Consider the following 19,958-nt stretch of genomic DNA (forward strand, 5'->3'; position numbering starts at 1 on the left):
GGTGAACCGAACGTCGCGGTCGATGCGATGAAGGGGTGTGGAACCACTGTCGGGTGCAGCACCAAGCGACGCGCAACTGCTGAGCTTGATCGCCGCCAACGACCGGGCGGCGTTCGAGCTGTTCTACCAGCGTTACGCCGCCTGGTTGGCGCTGCGGCTGCGCTACCGGTGTTCGGACCCGTCGCTCGTCGATGACGTGGTGCAGGAGACGTTCCTTGCCGTCTGGCGTGGCAAGGCGCGATACGGCGAGCAGCCGGGCGGCGACGTCGCCGGCTGGTTGTGGCGGATCGGGTCCCGCCGACTGATCGACTCGTTGCGTGGGGACAGCCGCCGGGAACGGCTGGGCCGGCTGCTGGCCCGCTATCGGATGCGCGAGGCGCCCTCCGCGGAGGAACAGGTGTTGCTCGGCATCGAGCACGGTGACGTCGCCGGAGCGCTCGACCGGCTTTCGCCCGAACTGCGGGCCGTCCTGCAGGCCACCGTCCTCGACGGCCTGACGACCGCGGAGGCGGCGGTACTGCTCGGGATCCCGTCGGGGACCGTGAAGACGAGGGCCTTGCGAGCCCGCCGGCAACTGCGCCAGGAGCTGGCGTGAACCGCTGGAGGAAGCCATGAGTGCCGAATGGCACGTGCCGGACGGGGACCTGCGGCGGTACGCCGGCGGGGAGTCGACGCCGCCGATGCTCTGGTCGACCGAGGCGCACCTCGCGGCATGTGCCGACTGTCGCGCCAGGCTGACGGCGGTGACGGACCCGGAGATTCTGGAACTCGGCTGGGCCCGGCTGGACGCCGAACTCGACGCACCGGTTCCCGGGCCGATCGAACGGCTTCTCCTCCGTTGCGGGGTGGCCGATCACACGGCCCGGCTGTTGGTCGCGACCCCGGTGCTGCGGATCTCCTGGCTGATCGCGGTCGCCTCGACCCTGGCGCTCACCATCGCCCTGGCCAACCTGGTGCAGCCCGTGGTCTTCCTGGCCGTCGCCCCGCTGTTGCCGCTGGCCGGCGTGGCCGCGTCGTACGGGCGGGGCGTCGATCCGACGTACGAGGTCGCCATCGTCGCGCCGCTGCACACCTTCCGGCTGCTGCTGCTGCGTACCGCCGCGGTGTTGACCACCACGACGGTGCTGAGCGTGATCGCCAGTATCGGGCTTCCGGAAGAGGGCCTTCGGGCGTTGGGCTGGTTTCTGCCTGCGTTGGCGCTGACCCTGCTCAGCCTCGCACTGACTCCCGCGTTCGGACCCGTCGGCGCGGCGGTGGTCGTCGGCCTGGCCTGGGCGATGCTGGTGATCGGCCTGGGAGCCGGGAGCTTCCTCCTCGGCCCAGGCGGCCAGTCGATGGTCGCCGTCGCCGCGCTGCTGGCGGCAACCATGCTCGTACGGCTCAGGCCGGCGTTCGACCTGCCGCGCGACGGTGGGCGCTCGTCGCGCCTGGTCCTGTGGAGGAGACGGTGAGCACCTCGGTCGGCGGTTACTCGGTCAGCGCCTCCGGGCTGACCCTGCGGTATGGTCCTGTCACCGCGTTGGCGGGGGTGTCGCTCGGCCTGCGTCGCGGGGTCACCGGGTTGCTTGGACCCAATGGCGCGGGCAAGACCACGCTGCTACGGACGCTGGCCACCGGGCTCGTACCGGACTCCGGTGACCTGACCGTGCTGGGCCACGATCCACGGACCGCCTCCGGTCGGCTCGCCATCCGGCGCCGGGTCGGCTACCTTCCGCAGAACTCCGGACTCCACCCGAACTTCACGGTGTTCGAGTTCGTCGACTACGTGGCGATCCTCAAGGAGTTCGACGATCGCCGGCGGCGGCACGCGGAGGTGCGCAGGGTCCTGGCCACCGTGGGGCTCGACGACCAGCGCGGAAAGAAGATCAAATCGCTGTCCGGGGGGACCCGCCAGCGGGTGGCGGTGGCGATGGCCTTGGTCGGGGATCCGGATCTGCTGATTCTGGACGAACCGACCGTGGGTCTCGACCCGGAGCAGCGGCTGCGGTTCCGTGAGCTGATCGCCGAACTGGGTGAGGGCAGGGCCGTCCTGGTCTCGACCCACCAGATCGAGGACGTACTGATGCTCTGCCAGCACGTCCTCGTGCTCGAGCGTGGTCAGGTCAGGTTCGAGGGACGACCGGCGGAGTTGGCGGCGGTTGCCGCCGGCCGAGTCTGGACGAGCACCAGCCGGACCGCTGGCGCGTTGGCGTCGTGGCGTACCGCGACTGGTCGCTACCGGCACATCGGTGATCCGCCGGCCGACGCGGAACTTGCCGAGCCGAGCGTCGAAGACGGCTACCTTCTGCTCGTCGAGCAGATGTCGAATGGTCGGGCGGAACGATGACGGGCAACTCGGTGCCGTCTCGGGACCGGGTGGCCGAGAAACTGGTCGCGCGACGCGGGCGCAGCATGCTGGCGCTAGGCCGGCTGGAGGCACGGTTGGCCGTACGTCATCCGGTCACGATCGTCGCGGTCCTGTCGTTCGTCGGCCTCTGCGTGTATGCGCTGCTGATCGGGGGCGCGAACAGCTATCCGGTGCTTCAGGACGAGGACAGATGGATCCAGTACCCCGTCATGGTCCTGCTGGGTGGCGCTGCCCTGGTCGTCGGCAACCTGGCCGTGCTGCGTGGGCACCGGCACGGGACGACCGCCGCGCAGGGCGTGCTGGTCCTGCCGGTGCCCTGGCGCGTCGGTGCCCACCTGCTGGCCGTGCTGCTGTTCGGCGGCCTCGCCACCGTGCTGGTGCTGATCTGGGCGGTCGTGATGTCCGCGGCTCCGGGTGCGGCCGGTCGGATGAACCCCTACGAGTTGATGTCCGGGCCGATGGTGGTCGTCCTTCTCGGTGCACTCGGCGTTCTCCTCGGTCAACTGTTCCGGTCGCTGTTCGTGGCTCCGCTCACGCTGCTCGGTCTCGCCGTCGCCACGGGCGCGTACAGTTCTCCCGATGCCCCGGGCAACCCCTGGCTGGGCTGGTTTCTGCCCGTTGCCGCGCAGCGGGACCCGATGCCGCTGCCGACCCATCTGCTCGCCCGTCCGGCCGCCTGGCATCTGGGTTATCTGGCCGGTGTGCTGGTGCTGGTGATCGTCGCGGCCCTGTTCCGGGCGGGGGGCCGAAGGGTCGGCGCGGCGGCCGTCGTGGGTCTGCTGCTGGCGGTGGGCGGGGGAGTAGGGCAGGTCACCGCCCCGGGGGACGAGGTTGTGGCCGATCGGATCCTGGCGAGTCGGGACCCGGCCCGCCAGCAGACCTGTGTCGCCGTCGACCAGGTCAGGTACTGCGTGTTCCCCGACTTCGTCGCCTGGGTCGATGGATGGGACGCGGTGCTCCGGGCGGTATTGCTCCGGGTGCCGCCGGCCGAGGCGCGCCGGCCGATGGCCGTTCGGCAACGGGTCTGGGCGCACGGCTATCTGCACGGCGGCAGCGTCGTCACGCCGCGGCAACAGCAGCTCCGGGCCGCCACCTGGCGGGCCGGTGACCTCGCGGCGGGAACTCCGAACACGGTCACCGTCGGGACCCGGTGGGGGGAGGGGGAGTACGAGCTCGGCCTCGCCGCGCTTGTCGCGTACGAGGTTCTCGCCCGTGAGGGGGCAGGGGTGTTCGGCACGCTCTGTGGTGCCCGGGCGGTCCTGGTCGGTTGGCTGGCCGGCCAGGCGTCTCCGGGGGCGGCGACCGCCCTACGCGAGATGCAGGCCCGCAACGTCGAAGGCGCCCATCTCGGCGAACCCAGCTTCGGGTCCGGCGTCACCCTGCCGGCCCAGGAACTCGCGCTCGTGGTCTCCCTTCTGGACCGGCCGGTCGAGGTCGTCGCGGCGGCGGTCCTGCGATCCTGGGCCGAGTTGAGCAGGATCGACACCGTGACCGGGCGGGCCGGCGAGATCCTGGGAGTTCCGGTGCCGTCGGCGCCAGCGGATGCCGGGTGCCTCGCATGACAGTCGGCGAGCCGGTCGTGGTCGCAGCGGGAGGACCCTCGGTGCCGGCACCGGGTTGATATCGGGCCTACCGATTTGGTTGGTTGTCGGAGAGGAGTGCGGCAGCGGGATGTAATTGATCTACGACGATTTCGTCCGTTCATTTCACGGTTGTAATCGGATGTTTCCTCCGTTAGTCTGGACCAGTTCGTGGCCCAGTTGCACGGGGGTGACAGTGGCTGCTCCGAGGAACGCGCGTGCTCCGCCGTCCCGATCGGGAAGAATTATCGAGGTCCTCATCTGCGGGTCCGTGCGTCGTTGCCGGATCGCCTGTTAGTCGACCGGATGAGATCCGCTTTCGCGATCGGTCGTATCGGGTGGAGCGGCGAATCGTGGTGTGTTCGCCTCGGTTCTGGCGTGACGGAAAGATTGTGGCACGCCCCGGCTGATTCAACTTTGATGAATGGAGTATTTCGTGAAACGTATTCTGGTCACCGCGGCGTTGGGGCTCCTCGCCGCTGGCGGATTCACGCTCGCCGCACTGCCGGCGCAGGCCGGCAGTGTCTCCTGCGACAGCAGCGGCTTCAGCGGCTCCAACGGCGGTCGGGCCTGGGCCAACGGCTGTGACCACAGTGGCGACCACGGGGTCAGGCTGTGGGGCGACTGCGAGTTGTCGCCTTCCACTGTCTACTCGCCGTGGCAGTACGGAAGCTTCACGAACTACAACTTCCAGACGTCGACCTGCACGTTCGGCGTGAACGCCTCCGGGTTCCAGCACTAGTCGTCAGCCGATGTAGGAGCTGATCGACCGAGAGAGATCGGGATGGGTTGCCGGGCTGAGAGAAGCAGCCCGGCAACCACTCGGACGATTATCCTCTCGCTGGGCCTGGATTGCCAGGAGAGGACAAGAGAATGCTCGTGTTGGAAAACGTGACGAGGCAGTACCGGGCCGGAGAGGTGCGGGTCGCGGCGGTCCGTGGGGTCAGCCTCGCGACGACGCCGGGAACGATGACCGCGGTGATGGGGCCGAGCGGGTGCGGCAAATCGACCCTGCTGACCATTGCCGGTGGTCTCCAGCCGGCGGATTCCGGTACGGTCACCGTGGCCGGCGTCCGAATCGACCAACTCTCCGAGAATGATCTTTACCGACACCGTCGGCGGCATATCGGGTACGTCTTCCAGGACTACAATCTCGTACAGATCCTGACCGTTCTGGAAAATGTCATGCTGCCCGCCGAGTTGGATGGCTTACCGCGTCGAAAGATGCGCGACCGGGCGCTTGGCGCTCTGGCGATGGTAGGGATGGCCGACTACTCGGACAGATACCCCGACACTCTTTCCGGCGGCCAGCAGCAGCGGGTTGCACTGGCCCGCGCCATCTGTGGCGACCGGCGGCTCATCCTGGCCGACGAGCCCACCGGAGCGCTGGATTCCGATAACGCGGCACAGGTGCTCGATGCGCTGCGGACGCTGGTCCGCGCCGGCGCCACCTGCGTCGTGGTGACGCACGACGGCTCGGTCGCGGCCCAGGCCGACCGGGTCCTGCACATGCGGGACGGGTTGCTCGACGGCGACCTCGTCGAGCCCTCCGGCGCGCGCCGGGCCGACGCGTGAGCGCCCGGCGGGTCGCGCTGCGGCTGGCGGTACGTGGGATGCGGCGCGACCGCCGCCGCACGTTCATCCTGTTGGCCGCCCTGGTGGTTCCGCTGGCGGTGGCCGCGGCCCTCTCCACGGTCCGGGCCACCAGCATCCTCTCGCCGGAAACCCGTGTGGAAGCCCTGATCGGGCAGTCGCAGAGCGTGGTCAACAACGGAGCGTTCGTTCGTGAACAGGGCGTCGAGCGTGCCCTGGCCACGGGGTCGGCGGAGCTGTCGAGGGCGGCGGGGCACTCGGTCGAGTCGTACGTCGAGGTCAACGGCTACCTTCCGGCGGCCGCGAACGGAAGGCAGGTGGACTCTTTCGGGTACGGGGTGGACCTCGACGCGGCGATCCACCGGGGGCGCTTCCATCTGCTGGACGGGCGAACGCCGCGCGGCGACCGGGAGGTCGCCCTGTCGCAGAGCGTGGCCGAACGGCTCGGGGTCGGCATCGGCGACGAGGTCGGCCTGGGCCCGGACGCCGCGCCGGCGACGGTGACCGGAGTCGTCGCGATCGTCACCGACACGCTGCGCAAGTTCGTCGTCACCACTCCGCTGGCCGCCGTCCGGAACACCCCCGGAGCCGCCAGCGCCGGCGGGCAGCAGGAACTGCTGCCAGGCCGGAACAGCACGGTACTGACGTGGCACGTGCCGGTACGGCTCGATTCCGAGGCACTGCGCGCGCGGGGGTGGAGCGTCAGCGACCGTCAGCGGGCGTTCCTGCTTTCCGACAACGAGTCGATGGTTCCCGGCGACCAGGTCAACGCATGGATCCTGGGGATCACCGTCCTGGTCGTCGCCGAGATCGGTCTCGTGCTCGGCGCGGTCTACGCCATCGTGGTGCGCGGTAACCGCCGGGAACTCGGCCTGTTGGCGTCGGCCGGAGCCGGGCCCGGGGTGCGCCGCGCGGTCATCTCCTACCAGGGGCTGCTGGCCGGGGTGGCCGGCGTCGTCATCGCGATCATCCTCGGGATCGCGGCCGCGTTCCCGATCGCGCCCGTGGCCGCTGCCCGCAGCTTCGAGATCTGGGGACCGGTCCGCCCTGATCTGGGCGCGCTGGCCGTCCTCGCCGTACTCGGGATCGCCACTCCGGCCGTATCGGCGCTGGTGGCGGCCCGGGGGGTCGCACTGGACGTGGTGGCGGCCCTGCGCGATCAGCCGGAGCCGGTCCGGCGCAGCCGCCGGCGTGGCCTCCTGGTGATCGCCGGGGTGGCGCCGATGGGAATCTTCCTGCTCGCCAGCGGCGCGATCCTCAACACGCCGATGCTGGTCCTGGTTGGTGCCCTCAGCCTGGTCTGTGGCGTGGGCTACCTCCTGCGTGGGCTGCTGCCCGCGTTGGGGGAGCGGGCCGGAGGGCTGCCGCTGCTGCACCGGATCGGCCTGCGTGCCGCCGCCCGATCCGCACCCCGGGCCGCCGCCCTGGGTACGGTGATCGCCAGCTTGACGCTGCTGGCCGGACTGGTGCTCGGGGCGATGGGCGGGCTGACCGCCGAGGTGAACCGCACGTACATCGCCAACAGCCCGGATGGGACGGCCTTCATCTACACCACGAGGATGCCGTCGCCCGCGGCCGTGAACGCGATGACCGACGCCTTCGAGGTCGACCGGGTTGTCGGACTCGGCCTGGCCAGCCCGCCACCACCCAAGGACCTGGCCGACGACGGCAGCAACTTCACCTTCTGGGGAGACTTCCAGGCCCGGAACCCGGTCAGCGAGTGCATGTCGGCCGGCGGTTCGCTGTCGGACGGATCACCGCGGACACCGGAGCAGTGCGTCGCCGAAACCGGCTTTCCCACCCAGAGCACCCCGTTGATGGTGATCGCGCCCGACGACCTGTCCGTCCTGCTCGGTAGGGCCGCGACGCAGGCGGAGTTGGCCGCGCTGGCGCAGCACAAGGTCCTCGTCCTCGACCGGCGGTTGGCTCCGGACGGGACCGTCACCGTGGACGCGCCGAAGCCGGACGCGGCCCAGGGGCAGGGCGGCACCATCTCGGTCCGGCTGCCCGCGCTGGTGGTCCAGGAACGGACGACGTACCGCAATCTTCCGGCGGTCCTCGTGACGGAGGACGCACTCGACGGTATCGGCGCCGTCGTGCAGCCGAACTCGGCGTACTTCTACGTGCCGGCCTCGGCCGGCGCGATCAGCCCGGAGCAGGAGGACCGGGCGCGGGGTTCGCTGTCGTCGGACATCGGTACCGGATTCTTCAGCCTCGAGGTCGAGCGCGGACCGACCGCGGGCAAGGTCCTGCGCAGCACCACGGTGGCGAGCATCGCGCTGTTGGTCCTGGCCGCAGCGACCCTTGCGTTCGTGACCGTGTCGCTGGCGACGCAGGACATGCGGCCCGACCTGTCGGCGCTGGCCGCGGCCGGTGCCAACCGCCGCTTCCGGTCGCTGCTCAGCGCTTCACACGCCGGGCAGGTCACATTACTGGGAGTGTTCGTCGGAAGCCTCGGCGCCGTGGTCGCCATGCCGGCACTGCTCGCCGCGATGGACGTCGGATGGTCGTTCTGGCCCTGGCTCGGACTCTTCGCCTGCGGGCTCGGCGCCGTCGCTGCCGCCGGTCTGGCCGGCTGGTTCAGCGGTGCCGGCGTGAAGACGTTGCTCAGACGCGCGTACTGAACCCGTCGGTGTCGCGGGTCGGCCGGACCATACGCCCGGCCGACCCGCTGTCGCTTCGCGACCCGGCCGCCGGTGCGGTTCGCGTACCGAGGTACGGCATCCGGCGGCGGACCGGTGGGTCGGTCAATGCTGCGAGATGGACTCGACCAGGTCACCGACCGGCCGGTCGGGCAGCGCCCGGGCGACGTCCGCCACGGCGACGATGCCGATCAGCTCGTGCCCGTCGATGACCGGCAGCCGGCGTACCTGGTATTCGCTCATGGTCTCCAGGATCTCCTCGGCGTCGTCGTCCGCACCGATGGTCACCGGCTTGCCCTCGGCCAGTTCGCCAGCGGTGACGCCGCGCGGGTCGCGGCCGGCCGCAATGACCTTCACCACGATGTCGCGGTCGGTCAGCATCCCCTTGAGCTGGTTGTCCTCGCCGCAGATGGGCAGCGAGCCGACGTCCAGTTCCATCATCTGGCGGGCGGCGGTCTGCAGATCGTCCTTCGCCCCGATGCAGGTGACGCCCGGCGTCATGATGTCTCGTGCGCTTCGCATGGTCCGTACCTCCGTCGTTCCCGGTCCGCGTCGAGTACCCACCCCGGTGGGGCCGATTCCTCCGTCACGGCCGGCAGCCGGGCACCGTCTGTATCGGGATGAACCGTCGCAGTCAGGTCGACAACGGGCGGTACATTCCGCCGCATGATGAAACCCCTCACCCTCGACGACCTGGTCAACGATGCCGCCTTCTACTCCTGGGAACACCAGGAGCACCTGATCGACCTGACCGAACAACTCGGCGAGCACCGCTTCCAGGTCGATCTCAACGCCCGGCGGCTGGACCTCCTCGGCGCGGGTACGTTGAGCACCACGCTCGGCATGCTCGGGTCGACCTCCGAGCGGCTGGGCACCTGGCTGTGGGGGTGGGCCAACCCGTCCGGCTTCGCACCCGAGGTCACCGCCATGTCGCTGCGGGTGGCCGAGTTCGGCCGGCAGCACGGCATCCGGGAACTGACCGACGCCGAGATCCCGCTCACCCCGGACCTCGCCCCCCGGCTCACCGAGGCGGCGAAGGTGGTCACCCGGTGCTGGACCGGCTACTCGTTCGCGGCCGGGCCGGGCACCCGCGTGCACCTGCTGATCGACGGGCCGGAGTTGGCCCTTCCCGCGCCGAACCTGCCCCGGACGGTCCGGGTCATCGGCGAGGCGCTCACCAACGGCCTCGTACGCGACCACCGCCGGGCACTGCTGTCGTACGCGCACCTGCGCCGGCTGCGGACGAAGGCCGACGGCTCGACGGTACGGCTGCGGCTGCCCGAGGGCGTGCTGACGGTGACGTTCGACAGTCTCGGCCGGATCGGTGGGATGTCCGGCGAGATGGTGGGGCGCGGCACCGCCTGACGAGGCGGCCCCACCGGCCCGGAAACCGCCCCAGGGCCGCCGTGGCGGCCCGGAAACGAACGTGGCGCCCACCTCCAGGGTGGGCGCCACGTTTCGTCAGGTGACGGTGGTCAGCGCTTGCCGCTGATCTCCTTCTCCTCGGTGCGGGCCGAGACCGGAGGGTGCCCCGGCGAGACCGGCGCCTCGACCGGCTTCTCGATCGGCACGAAGAAGCCCTTGATGGCCGGGCCCAGCGCCCCGAGCCGGTTCATCTTCTTCGGTACGACCCAACCCGCGTACTCCAGTTCGCCGTGGCCGTGCTCGTCCGTCCCGCCGAGCGGCTGGTGCACCTCGACGAAGCGGCCGTCCGGCAGCCGGCGGATGATGCCGGTCTCCACGCCGTGTGCCAGCACCTCCCGGTCGTGCTGCTGGAGACCCAGGCAGATCCGGTACGTGATGTAGTAGGCGATCGGCGGCAGCAGGATCAGACCGATCCGGCCGGCCCAGGTCATCGCGTTGAGGCTGATGTGGAACTTGTCGGCGATGACGTCGTTGCCGCCGGACAGGGTCAGCACCAGGTAGAACGCGATGGCCATGGCGCCCAGGCCGGTCCGGTTCGGGACGTCCCGGGGCCGCTGGAGCAGGTTGTGGTGCCGGTTGTCCTTGTTGCGCCGCGCCTCGATGAACGGATAGAAGATCGGCAGCATGGTCAGGACCCCGGGCAGGGCCACCGTCGGCCAGAACAGCGGTGGGATGACGTACCCGTTGCCGATGGGGATGTGGATCTCCCAGCCCGGCATGAGTCGGGTCGAGCCGTCGAGGAACATGACGTACCAGTCGGGCTGGCTCGCCGCCGACACCACCGCGGCCTCGTACGGGCCGAAGAGCCAGACCGGGTTGATCTGGAACAGACCGCCCAACAGCGCGATCACGCCGAAGACGATCATGAAGAAGCCGCCCTGCTTGATCGCGTAGCGGGGGAACATCCGCTCGCCGACCACGTTGTCGTTCGTCCGGCCCGGCCCCGGCCACTGGGTGTGCTTCTGCTTGAAGACCAGGCCCAGGTGGGCGCTGATCAGCGCGAGCAGGAGACCAGGGATGAGCAGCACGTGGGCGATGAAGAAGCGGCCCATGATGACCTCGCCCGGGAACTCCCCGCCGAAGATCGACGAGGTGAGCCAGGAACCGACCACCGGGATCGACAGCATGATGCCGGAGGCGATCCGCAGACCGGTGCCGGACAGGCCGTCGTCGGGCAGCGAGTAGCCGGTGAAGCCGGCCAGGAAGCCGACCCAGAAGAGCAGGCTACCGATGATCCAGTTGAGCTCACGCGGCTTGCGGAACGCGCCGGTGAAGAACACCCGCAGCATATGCACCACGATCGACGCCATGAACAGCAGCGCCCCCCAGTGGTGCATCTGCCGCATGATCAGGCCACCACGCACGTCGAACGAGATGTCCAGCGTGGTCGCGTAGGCCGCGGTCATCGACTGGCCGCGCAGCGGGGCGAAACTGCCGTCGTAGACCACGTGCGACAGCGACGGGTCGTAGAAGAACGTCAGGAACACGCCGGTGAGCAGCACGACCACGAACGAGAAGAGCGCGATCTCACCGAGCAGGAACGACCAGTGGTCGGGGAAGACCTTGTTGAGCAGAGCCCGCAGTGGGGTCGCCACCTGGAGCCGGTCGTCGACCTCGCCTCCGGCCTTGCCGGGCAGCGCGGCTACGTCAATCTTCTTCCGGCGCTTCACGGCCGCTCCCAGAAGTCTGGCCCGACGGTCTCCTTGAAGTCGGACGTCGCCACGAAGAAGCCCTCCTCGTCGACCGAGATCGGCAGCTGGGGCAGTCTGCGGCTGGCGGGCCCGAAGATCGGCTGGGCGTTGTCGGTGATCAGGAACTGTGACTGGTGGCACGGGCACAGCAGGCGGTTGGTCTGCTGCTCGTACAGGCTGGCCGGGCAACCGGCGTGGGTGCAGATCTTCGAGTACGCGATGTAGTTGCCCCACATGTAGTCCGCCTTGTCCTCGCGCGCGTTGTTCTCCGCGGCGAGCTGGGCGTCGTCGGCCCGCAGGTGGATCAGCAGGGTGGGGGAGTCGGCGTGCTTGTTGGTCGCGCCACCGGGAATGCCGGGGAACACCGTGATCTGACCGCCGACGCTGACGTCCTCGGGCCGGATCGGGGTGCCGTCGGAGTGGGTGAGCCGGATCAGGTGGGTCGTGCCACCCTCCTCGACCGGCGCCCAACCCGTGGTGAACATCTGGTTGTTCGTGTGCGGGTTCTTGATCAGACCGCCGACCAACGGCGCCGCGGCGACGGCGGCGACCGGCGCCAGCCCGGCGAGCAGCGAGATGCCGAGCAGCGGCCGACGCTTCACACCCAGCTCGTCGACCATGTACGTCAACGTGCTACCGGTGATCTTGCGGTCGTCCGCCGGCGAGCCGCCGTCGTGCCGGCCCTGGATCGCGACCTCGTGCGGGATCAGCTTCTTGCCCCAGGTCAGGATGCCGAACCCGATGCCGAGCAGGGCGATGCCCAGGGTCAGCCCGAGCAGCGGCGTGTAGAACTTGTCGGCGCCGTTGCCGGCCTCGTGCTCCCACGGCCACCAGATGTAGACCGCCAGGAACGCGGTCGCGGCCAGGCCGGTGATCAGGAAGAACCCGGCGACGACCCGGACAAGGCGCCGCTCCGCCTTGGTGCCGGGCACCGGGAACGGCGGCTCGTAGTGCACGATCTCGATGTCGTCCCGCCGGGCACCCTCGCGCAGGACGTCCCAGTCGGTCAGGCGCGGATCGTGTACGTCGATCGGCTCCTGTTCGGCGCTGTGCGCCTTGGTCTCGGTGTGCGTGCTCACGACTTCCCCGCAATCCACAGACTGGCGAAGATCAGGGCGACCATGCCGACAAGGAAGACCGCCACGCCCTCGGTGACCGGGCCGTAGCGTCCGAGGTTGAAGAACCCGCCCGGGTCGCCGTCGGTCTTCAGCGACTCCTGGACGTACGCGATGATGTCGGCCTTCTGCTCCGGCGTGAGCTGGTTGTCGCCGAACACCGGCATGTTCTGCGGGCCGGTGAGCATCGCGGCGTAGATCTGCCGGTCGGTCGAATCGTTCAGCGACGGGGCGTACTTGCCGGACGAGAGGGCGCCGCCGCCGCCGCTGAAGGCGTGGCAGGACGAGCAGTTGACCCGGAAGAGGTGGCCGCCGTTGGCGACGTCACCGCCGGCCTTCAGGTCGCCGTCCGGGATCTGCGGCCCGCCGCCGAGTTCCTGGATGTACTGGCCGAGCTGGCGGATCTCCTCGTCGGTGAAGACCGGGGGCTTGCGCGGCGCCTGGGCCTCCTGCCGGGCCATCGGCATCCGGCCGGTGCCGACCTGGAACTCCACCGATGCCGCGCCGACGCCGATGAGGCTCGGGCCACGCCCGTCGACACCCTGCGCGTTGCGACCGTGGCAGGTCACGCAGCTCACGTCGAACAGCGCCCGGCCGTCCTCGGCGGCGCTGGTGAGCTGGGGGGTGTCCTCGGCGTTCAGGCCGGGCGCGAAGACGGTGTACGCGCCACCGGCCAGCAACAGCGCGGCGAGCAGGCGGAACGCGGCGCCCACACGCCGGCGGCCCCGGCTGCGGGGTGTCGACCGCCCGCGGCGGAGCCGCGCGAGCAGGCCGCGCTCGCGGTCGCCGCGCCGGTCGGCGGGGGTGTCAGAAGTCATGGCCTGTGTCCTTAACGGTTTCTCGACCTTGTCCTAGGGACGGGGCGGCAGCGCGGAATGTGACAGCGCGGTTCGCCAAGATCACTGAAGCCAGTAGATCATGGCGAAGAGGGCGATCCACACGACATCGACGAAGTGCCAGTAGTAGGACACCACGATCGCCGAGGTCGCCTGCGCCGGTGTGAACCGGCCCATGGTGGTGCGGATCATGAAGATGATGAAGGCCACCAGGCCGCCGGCCACGTGGAGACCGTGGAAGCCGGTGGTCAGGTAGAACATCGAGCCGTACCCGTCGGTGTTGATCTTGATGCCGTGGTGCACCAGCTCGCGGTACTCGTTGAGCTGTCCGAGAATGAAGATCAACCCCATGATGAAGGTGATCGTGAACCAGCGTCGCAACGCGTGCACGTCACCCCGCTCCGCCGCGAACACGCCGATCTGGCAGGTGATCGAGGACAGCACCAGGATCACCGTGAAGGTCGTCGCGTACGGGATGTTGAGCACCGGCGTGTGCTTCTCCCACATGCTGTAGTCCGCAGCGCGGATGGAGAAGTACATCGCGAACAGCGCCGCGAAGAACATGAGCTCGCTCGAGAGCCACACGATCGTCCCGACGCTGACCATGTTCGGGCGCGTCAGAGAGTGGATCCGGCTCTTGTCAATGGCTGGGGCCGCAGTCACGCGGTCATTATTGCCCCCGACCAGGTTCGCCGATCGCCGGGGTCACCAAACTGGGGTGAATCACGGGTCGGCTGACCTCGCCCGCTGCGGCTGGCCTAGCCTCGGCACCGTGCTCCAGGTCGATCCGATCACCACCGTAACCCCGGCCCAGCTCCTGGCGGTCGCGGCGCAGGGCGAGGCCCTGCCGCCGCCGTTCACCGTCGCCGCCCTCTTCACCCAGGCCCGGCTCGACAACTGGCTCGCCCTCGGCCTGGTCCTGGCCGCCGGGCTCTACCTCTACGGCGTGCACCGGCTGAAGCTGCGCGGCGACCGCTGGCCGGTCGCCCGTACCCTGCTGTTCCTCGGACCCGGCCTCGGCGGCATCGCCGCCGTGACGCTCAGCGGCCTGCACGCGTACGACACCACGCTGCTCTCGGTGCACATGGTGCAGCACATGGTGCTTTCCATGATCGCGCCGATCTTCCTCGCCCTCGGTGCCCCGGTGACGCTGGCGCTGCGCACCCTGGGGGCCGCCCCGCGCCGCCGGCTGCTCGCCGTCGTGCACAGCCGGTTCGCCCGGGTCGTGGCGCACCCGCTCTTCGCGTTCGGGCTCTTCGTCGTCAACCCGTTCGTGCTCTACTTCACCGGCCTCTACCGGCTCACCCTGGAGAACGCGTTCGCCCACGAGGTGGTCCACGTCCACTTCATCCTCACCGGCTGCCTGTTCTTCTGGCCGCTGATCGGGCTCGACCCGCTGCCCGGCCGCTGGCCCTACCCGGGGCGGGCCCTGCTCATGGTGCTGTCGGTGCCGTTCCACACCGTGCTCGGGCTCACGATCATGCAGAGCAGCACGCTGTTCGGCGGCGACTGGTACCCGTCGCTCCAGCTCGCCTGGGCCGACCCGTGGACCGACCAGAAGATCGCCGGCGGCATCCTGTGGGCCGGTGGCGAGTTCGTCAGCGTCACCATGCTCGCCGTACTCGTCGTGCAGTGGATGCGGCAGTCCGAGCGGGAGGCCCGCCGGATGGACCGCGAACTCGACCGGCAGGAGGCCCGCGAGCTGGCCCGGCAGGCGTCCGGCCCGGCCGGCCCGGTCGGCGACGCCCGCCCGGCCGGCGGGGCGGCGGACCCGGACGGCGACGCCCGCCCGGCGGGTGGGGCGGCGGACCCGGACGGTGGGGCGGTCGTGCCGCGGCCGGCGTCGGGGACGGCGGACGGTGACCCGGCCGACGGGCTCGCGGGGCGCGAGCCGGTCGCCGGGACGCCCGGCTGACCTCGACCCGGGCGGCGGGTCCGGCCCGGCCGGACCCGACCGGTAGGATCGGCGGGCAGCTACGACGTGGGAGCCTTGCCAGCGATGAGCGATCGTCTTTACACCGTCCTGCTCTACAGCGACGACCCGCAGGTCCGTGACCGGATGCGGCTCGCCGTCGGCCCCCGGCCGGCGAGCGACCTCCGGGTGGAGTTCCTCGACGCGTCGAGCTACGCGGAATGCCTCCGGCACGTCGACGACTACGAGATCGACCTGCTGCTCCTCGACGGCGAGGCGACCCCCGCCGGCGGCATCGGCATCGCCCGCCAGATCCGCGACGAGCGGTCCGACACCCCACCCGTCTGCGTGGTGATCGCCCGGGCCGCCGACAAGTGGCTCGCCGCGTTCGCCGAGGTCGACGCCACCCTCGTGCACCCCCTCGACCCGGTGACGACCGGGCAGACCGTCGCCCGCCTGCTGCGTTCCGGCGCAAAGGGCGGCACGGTGGCGACGGCCTAGTCAGCGCCGCCCGGGTCGCCGCCGCACTCCGACCCCCACCCCCGCTCGGGAGGCCCATCATGGGCGAACGGACCTGGCCCAGCCTGCTGTCCACGCTGCTGCGCGACGAAGAACTCTCCACCGCCGACACCGCCTGGGCCATGGGCGAGATCATGTCGGGTACGGCGACACCGGCGCAGATCGCCGGCTTCGCGATGGCCCTGCGCGCCAAGGGGGAGACCTCGGCCGAACTGGCCGGGCTCGTCGAGGCGATGCTCGCCCAGGCCGTGCCTGTCGAGCTTCCCGACGACCTGCGGTCGCGTGCCGTCGACATCGTCGGCACCGGTGGCGACCGGGCGCACACCGTCAACATCTCGACCATGGCCGCGATCGTGGTCGCCGCCGCCGGCGTACCCGTGGTCAAGCACGGCAACCGGGCCGCGTCGTCGTCGTGCGGCGCGGCCGACCTGCTGGAGTTCTTCGGCGTCCCGCTCGACCTGAGCCCCGAGGGCGTGGCGCGCTGCGTCACCGAGGCCGGCATCGGATTCTGCTTCGCCGGCCGGTTCCACCCCGGCTTCCGGCACGCGTCCGTCCCGCGGCGCGAGATCGGCGTGCCGACCGCGTTCAACTTCCTCGGCCCGCTGACCAACCCGGCCCGGCCGCGGGGCGCGGCCGTCGGCTGCTTCGACGCCCGGATGGCCCCGGTCATGGCCGGCGTCTTCGCCGCCCGCGGCGACTCGGTGCTGGTGATGCGCGGCGAGGACGGGCTCGACGAGTTCAGCACCGCGGCGCCGACCCGGGTGTGGGTGGCGCACGGCGGCGCCGTCACCGCCACCGTGGCCGACGCCGCAGACCTCGGCGTCGCCCGGTCGCAGCCGGGCGACCTGCGTGGCGGCGACGCGGCCTTCAACGCCGACGCGGCGCGCCGGATGTTCGCCGGCGAGCCCGGCCCGGTGCGTGACGCGGTGCTGGTCAACGCGGCGGCGGCGCTCGCCGCCCAGGCCGGGCTCGGCGACGACCTGCTGACCGGGATGCGTGCCGGCCTCGACCGGGCCGCCGCGGCCGTCGACTCCGGCGCCGCCACGCGCCTTCTCGACCACTGGGTCGAGGTGGCCCGCACCGCCGCCTAGCCCCCTGTTCCCCGCGATCTTGCGGTTGTCTCCTCCATTCGCCCGTTCTGTCCGGCGACAAATGCAAGATCGCGGGGAAGTTTGGCGGGGGGAGGGGTCAGGGGAGGGTTTTGGCGAAGGTCGCTATGCGGGCCGCCAGTGGGGCGCTGGCGCGTACCCAGACGAAGTGGTCCAGCCGGCCGCCGGCCCGCGCCACGGTGTAACGCTCGCGCTCCACGGGCGCCGAGTCGAACTTGGCGCACAGGTGGTCGAGCGTCCCGTGCGGGGTGAACTGGTCGTCGTCCATGCTGACCGCGAGCACCGGGGTGGTGATCCCGCGGACGGCGGCCTCCGCGTCGACGCCGCGGATCGCCGGGAACCGTCCGGTCCGTGCGGTGTGCCCCCAGTCCCGGATCACCCCGCGCGCCTGCCGGCCGCCGAACCCCCACCCCGGCCACACCCGCAGCAGGGCGGACGTGGCGACGATGCCCTGCGTGTACGGCAGCACGCCGTAGCGCCGGCCGCCCTGGTACAGCCGCCAGTACGGCATCCCGACCGCGACCAGCACCAGCCCGTCGACGGTCGCGTCCAGGGTGAGCGCCAGGTGCAGCACGGCCGCCTGGCCACCGAGCGAGTGGCCGAGCAGCAGCCGGCGCCGCCCGGCGAACCGCGGCTTGAGGGTGTCGAGCACCACCCCGATGTCGTCGACGAGTTCGGCGTAGCCGTACGTCGAGGCGCGGCTCGGCGGGGGAGTGCTCGTACCGGTGCCGCGCAGGTCGGCGACGACGACGGCGAGGCCGGCGGCGCGCAGTTCGGCCGCGAAGGGGCGGTAGTAGTGCGCCCGTACGCCCATCGCCGGGAAGATCACCACGACGGGTGCGTCGACGACGCCCTCGGGCTCCGGATAGGTCTGGAGCCCGATCCGGTCGGTGCCGCGGTCGAGATGCTCCTGCGTGTATTCGAGCGTCACCGGGTCAGCCTACGAGCGCGATGTTACCGATGGGTAGCGTGTTCCGGATCACGGGCCCGAGCGACGTGCCCGCTCAGTCGGCGTCGGCGAGCCCGATCGCGAACGCCTCCTCCAGGTCGTGCCGCGAGTAGGCACGGAAGGCGATGTGCGTCTGCGTGTCGAGCACGCCCGCGACCTTGGAGATCCCGCCGGCGATGACCTCGGCGATCTGGTCGAACTCGCGTACCCGGACCATCGCGACCAGGTCGACACCACCGGCGACCGAGTAGACCTCGCTGACCCCCGGCAGGTCGGCCAGCCTTGCGGCCACCTCCGGGATCGAGTCGGTCTCGCAGTCAACCAGGACTATCGCCGTGATCACCGGGTCCACCTCTCCACGCCAGTTACCTCGCCGTACATCCTAGATCCGTGACCCGGCCCGCGCCGCGCGCTCCCTGATCACGGTGATCAGGGACGGTGCGCCCGACACGCCGACGACGCGCCCGACCCGGTCCCTGATCACGCGGATCAGGAGACGGTGAGGTCGCGGCCGACCCGGATCGCGTCGCTCAGCGTCTCGCCGGCCGCCACCACCGCGCCGGGCCAGACGACCGCCCGCCGGACCGTCCCCGCCACGTCGGCGTCCGCGCCGACCACCGCCTGCCGCACCGTTCCGCTGACCCGGGCCCGCGGGTGCACCAGCTCGCCGCCACCGGCCGCGTGCAGGTTCGCGGCCAGGTAGTCGCGCGGTGTGCCGGTGTCCAGATAGGTGCCGGTGAACGGAACCACCTCGAGCGCGCCGGCCGCCTCGGCGGGCCGCCAGACGGTACGCACCAGTTCCGCCGGATCCGGCGGCAGGTCGCGGACGTACCGCCAGGGCAACAGTGAGAATCCGGCGAAGCGGTGGCCGCTGAACCCGCCCCGTTCGGCCGGGTCGTCGAGCGGCTGCCCGAGCAGGCGTACGGTCTCCCCGTCCCAGCCGGCGAGCAGCGCGGCGATGTCGGCACCCGGTGGGACGTCCGCGGCGAGGTACGCGTCGGCGTTGCCGACCAGCACCCCCCGCCCGCCGATCCAGTCCCGCAGGTTGCCGATGCCGCCGGACGTGCCCAGCGGATCGCCGGGCTCGACCGACAGGTGTGTCCGGTCGCCGACGTGGTCGACCACCCGGTCGCCGAGGTAGCAGGCGTTGACGGCCACCCGGTCGGTCCCGGTGAAGCCGAGTGCGGCGACCCGGTCCAGGGCCCGGTCGAGCAGCGCCACGTTTCCGACCGGACACAGCGCCTTGGGCAGGTGTTCGGTCAGCGGCCGCAACCGCCGACCCTCGCCGGCGGCCAGCACGACGGCACAGATCCCGTCGGCGGGCCCGGTCACCGGCCGTCCTGCGGATCGGAGCGCGGGTCCCCGGACCCGGCGGCCGGCACGGGTTCCACCGTCTCCGGGCCGGCGGCCCGGTCGCCGGCCGGTCCGGTGCCGGCTGGTTGCGCGTCGGCCGGTTGGGTCCCGGCCGGTGGCGCGCCCGCTTGTCGCGCGGCGTCTTGTCGCGCGGCGTCTTGTCGCGTGGCCTCTTGTCGCGTGGAGCCTTGCCCCGTGGCGTCTGGTGGCGTGCCGGCCGGGCCGGCGTCGGTGGCGAGCGGGCCGATGCCGTAGTGGGCGAGGAGCCGGGCAGTCGCCTGCGTCAGCCGGGGCAGCGCGTCGAGTGAGTGCCACCGCGCCTCGAACACCTCGGCGCCGTCGACCGACAGGGTCGTGCCGGACGCCGGTACGGATGCCTCGAACACGACGTCGACCCAGCCCTTGGCGTGCACGATCGCGTTCGGGACGGCCGGCCGCAGGGCGCTGGGCGGCAGCCGTACGCCGCTCTCCTCGTGCAGTTCGCGGGCCGCGCCGACGACGGGTGCCTCACCTCGTTGCAGCAGCCCGGCCGGCAGGCTCCAGCCGCGCCCGGGTGGCTGCCGCAGCAGCAGGATCCGGCCCGGTGCCTCGGCTTCGCTGTCACGCAGCAGGGTCACCGCCCCGACGATGTACTTCGGTACGGCGAGCCGGACGAGCCGCCGCCGCAGCGGGTGCGGCAGCCGGTAGAACGTCCGGTAGAACAGAGCACGACTGGGCGACCGCCGGGAGTTCACCCCCCAAGGCTAGAGCCTCACCCGAGACCCGGCTCACACCCCCACGCCCCGCCCCGCGTGAGCCACCCGTGTCCAGACCGCGCTGATTGCCGCGTTGATCAAGGACAAACCGTGCCCACTGAGCCACGATATTTGTCGCACAACAACCCCTTG

18 protein-coding genes and 2 pseudogenes are annotated in these 19,958 nt (G+C 70.9%); 11 read left to right on the plus strand and 9 right to left on the minus strand.

Annotated elements, in window-relative coordinates:
• The first annotated feature begins 37 nt into the window (after positions 1-37).
• The 7 genes from QCD66_RS08915 to QCD66_RS08945 all read left to right on the plus strand — a co-directional run bounded on the left by QCD66_RS08915 (position 38) and on the right by QCD66_RS08945 (position 8,144).
• Positions 38-595 (plus strand): RNA polymerase sigma factor, encoded by a 558-nt coding sequence (locus tag QCD66_RS08915; RefSeq protein ID WP_364209753.1) that lies wholly within the window; start codon positions 38-40, stop codon positions 593-595.
• Positions 596-611: 16 nt separating this feature from the next.
• The gene (locus QCD66_RS08920; protein ID WP_364209756.1) at positions 612-1,451 is read left to right on the plus strand and encodes a hypothetical protein; all 840 of its coding nucleotides are present in this window, start codon (positions 612-614) and stop codon (positions 1,449-1,451) included.
• Positions 1,448-2,326, plus strand: a complete 879-nt coding sequence (locus QCD66_RS08925; RefSeq protein ID WP_364209759.1) for an ATP-binding cassette domain-containing protein — start codon at positions 1,448-1,450, stop codon at positions 2,324-2,326. The genes QCD66_RS08920 and QCD66_RS08925 overlap by 4 nt, the downstream gene beginning before the upstream one ends.
• Positions 2,323-3,909, plus strand: a complete 1,587-nt coding sequence (locus QCD66_RS08930) for a hypothetical protein (RefSeq protein WP_375736083.1) — start codon at positions 2,323-2,325, stop codon at positions 3,907-3,909. Before QCD66_RS08925 ends, QCD66_RS08930 begins: the two co-directional genes overlap by 4 nt.
• Before the next feature lie 454 nt (positions 3,910-4,363).
• On the plus strand, positions 4,364-4,669 hold the full coding sequence (locus tag QCD66_RS08935) for a hypothetical protein (RefSeq protein ID WP_364209765.1): 306 nt from the start codon (positions 4,364-4,366) through the stop codon (positions 4,667-4,669).
• A 131-nt stretch (positions 4,670-4,800) separates the two neighbouring features.
• Entirely contained in the window at positions 4,801-5,502 is a 702-nt protein-coding gene (locus QCD66_RS08940) for an ABC transporter ATP-binding protein (RefSeq protein WP_364209768.1), read from the plus strand.
• Entirely contained in the window at positions 5,499-8,144 is a 2,646-nt protein-coding gene (locus QCD66_RS08945) for an ABC transporter permease (protein WP_375736084.1), read from the plus strand. Before QCD66_RS08940 ends, QCD66_RS08945 begins: the two co-directional genes overlap by 4 nt.
• Positions 8,145-8,267: 123 nt before the next feature.
• On the opposite strand, the gene QCD66_RS08950 is transcribed toward QCD66_RS08945, so the two are convergent.
• Positions 8,268-8,684 carry a CBS domain-containing protein gene (locus QCD66_RS08950; RefSeq protein ID WP_364209774.1) on the minus strand — a complete coding sequence of 139 codons (417 nt, stop codon included), beginning with the start codon at positions 8,682-8,684 and terminating at the stop codon, positions 8,268-8,270.
• Between the two features lie 144 nt (positions 8,685-8,828).
• On the opposite strand from QCD66_RS08950, the gene QCD66_RS08955 reads away from it, so the two are divergent.
• Entirely contained in the window at positions 8,829-9,527 is a 699-nt protein-coding gene (locus QCD66_RS08955) for a DUF6882 domain-containing protein (protein WP_375736085.1), read from the plus strand.
• A gap of 110 nt (positions 9,528-9,637) precedes the next feature.
• Here the strand turns inward: QCD66_RS08955 and QCD66_RS08960 are convergent, their stop codons facing one another.
• From QCD66_RS08960 to QCD66_RS08975, 4 genes are all read right to left on the minus strand, one after another.
• Positions 9,638-11,257 (minus strand): cytochrome bc complex cytochrome b subunit, encoded by a 1,620-nt coding sequence (locus QCD66_RS08960; RefSeq protein ID WP_375736086.1) that lies wholly within the window; start codon positions 11,255-11,257, stop codon positions 9,638-9,640.
• Positions 11,254-12,357, minus strand: a complete 1,104-nt coding sequence (locus QCD66_RS08965; protein ID WP_375736087.1) for a ubiquinol-cytochrome c reductase iron-sulfur subunit — start codon at positions 12,355-12,357, stop codon at positions 11,254-11,256. Before QCD66_RS08965 ends, QCD66_RS08960 begins: the two co-directional genes overlap by 4 nt.
• Complete coding sequence (locus QCD66_RS08970) at positions 12,354-13,211, minus strand: cytochrome c (RefSeq protein ID WP_364209785.1); 858 nt, start codon at positions 13,209-13,211, stop codon at positions 12,354-12,356. Before QCD66_RS08970 ends, QCD66_RS08965 begins: the two co-directional genes overlap by 4 nt.
• An 81-nt stretch (positions 13,212-13,292) precedes the next feature.
• Positions 13,293-13,892: a heme-copper oxidase subunit III gene (locus QCD66_RS08975; RefSeq protein ID WP_212821133.1), complete on the minus strand. Its 600-nt coding sequence runs from the start codon at positions 13,890-13,892 to the stop codon at positions 13,293-13,295.
• 109 nt (positions 13,893-14,001) lie between these two features.
• Here QCD66_RS08975 and QCD66_RS08980 point away from each other — a divergent pair.
• From QCD66_RS08980 to trpD, 3 genes and pseudogenes are all read left to right on the plus strand, one after another.
• Positions 14,002-14,952, plus strand: a pseudogene (locus QCD66_RS08980) (cytochrome c oxidase assembly protein); the annotation flags it as partial.
• A gap of 276 nt (positions 14,953-15,228) precedes the next feature.
• Positions 15,229-15,642, plus strand: a complete 414-nt coding sequence (locus tag QCD66_RS08985) for a hypothetical protein (protein ID WP_357537656.1) — start codon at positions 15,229-15,231, stop codon at positions 15,640-15,642.
• A gap of 59 nt (positions 15,643-15,701) precedes the next feature.
• Entirely contained in the window at positions 15,702-16,751 is a 1,050-nt protein-coding gene (gene trpD, locus QCD66_RS08990) for an anthranilate phosphoribosyltransferase (protein WP_375736173.1), read from the plus strand.
• Between the two features lie 97 nt (positions 16,752-16,848).
• On the opposite strand, the gene QCD66_RS08995 is transcribed toward trpD, so the two are convergent.
• The 4 genes and pseudogenes from QCD66_RS08995 to QCD66_RS09010 form a co-directional block, all read right to left on the minus strand.
• The gene (locus QCD66_RS08995) at positions 16,849-17,700 is read right to left on the minus strand and encodes an alpha/beta fold hydrolase (RefSeq protein ID WP_375736174.1); all 852 of its coding nucleotides are present in this window, start codon (positions 17,698-17,700) and stop codon (positions 16,849-16,851) included.
• A gap of 73 nt (positions 17,701-17,773) precedes the next feature.
• Entirely contained in the window at positions 17,774-18,061 is a 288-nt protein-coding gene (locus QCD66_RS09000; RefSeq protein WP_357537650.1) for an Lrp/AsnC ligand binding domain-containing protein, read from the minus strand.
• Positions 18,062-18,207: 146 nt separating this feature from the next.
• Positions 18,208-19,050: an NDP-sugar synthase gene (locus tag QCD66_RS09005; protein ID WP_375736175.1), complete on the minus strand. Its 843-nt coding sequence runs from the start codon at positions 19,048-19,050 to the stop codon at positions 18,208-18,210.
• Positions 19,051-19,286: 236 nt separating this feature from the next.
• A pseudogene (locus QCD66_RS09010) lies at positions 19,287-19,805 on the minus strand (NUDIX hydrolase); the annotation flags it as partial.
• Positions 19,806-19,958 lie beyond the last annotated feature (153 nt).

This window comes from Polymorphospora sp. A560, assembly GCF_045781765.1.
In the GTDB taxonomy this organism is placed as follows: Bacteria; Actinomycetota; Actinomycetes; order Mycobacteriales; family Micromonosporaceae; genus Polymorphospora; species Polymorphospora lycopeni.

What these genes read in the sequence shown, in the direction of transcription:
- QCD66_RS08920 (WP_364209756.1), top strand. Translation starts at nt 612, where the DNA reads ATGAGTGCCGAATGGCACGTGCCGGACGGGGACCTGCGGCGGTACGCC.
- QCD66_RS08930 (WP_375736083.1), top strand. Translation starts at nt 2,323, where the DNA reads ATGACGGGCAACTCGGTGCCGTCTCGGGACCGGGTGGCCGAGAAACTG.
- QCD66_RS08940 (WP_364209768.1), top strand. Translation starts at nt 4,801, where the DNA reads ATGCTCGTGTTGGAAAACGTGACGAGGCAGTACCGGGCCGGAGAGGTG.
- QCD66_RS08950 (WP_364209774.1), bottom strand. Translation starts at nt 8,684, where the DNA reads ATGCGAAGCGCACGAGACATCATGACGCCGGGCGTCACCTGCATCGGG.
- QCD66_RS08955 (WP_375736085.1), top strand. Translation starts at nt 8,829, where the DNA reads ATGATGAAACCCCTCACCCTCGACGACCTGGTCAACGATGCCGCCTTC.
- QCD66_RS08970 (WP_364209785.1), bottom strand. Translation starts at nt 13,211, where the DNA reads ATGACTTCTGACACCCCCGCCGACCGGCGCGGCGACCGCGAGCGCGGC.
- QCD66_RS08985 (WP_357537656.1), top strand. Translation starts at nt 15,229, where the DNA reads ATGAGCGATCGTCTTTACACCGTCCTGCTCTACAGCGACGACCCGCAG.
- trpD (WP_375736173.1), top strand. Translation starts at nt 15,702, where the DNA reads ATGGGCGAACGGACCTGGCCCAGCCTGCTGTCCACGCTGCTGCGCGAC.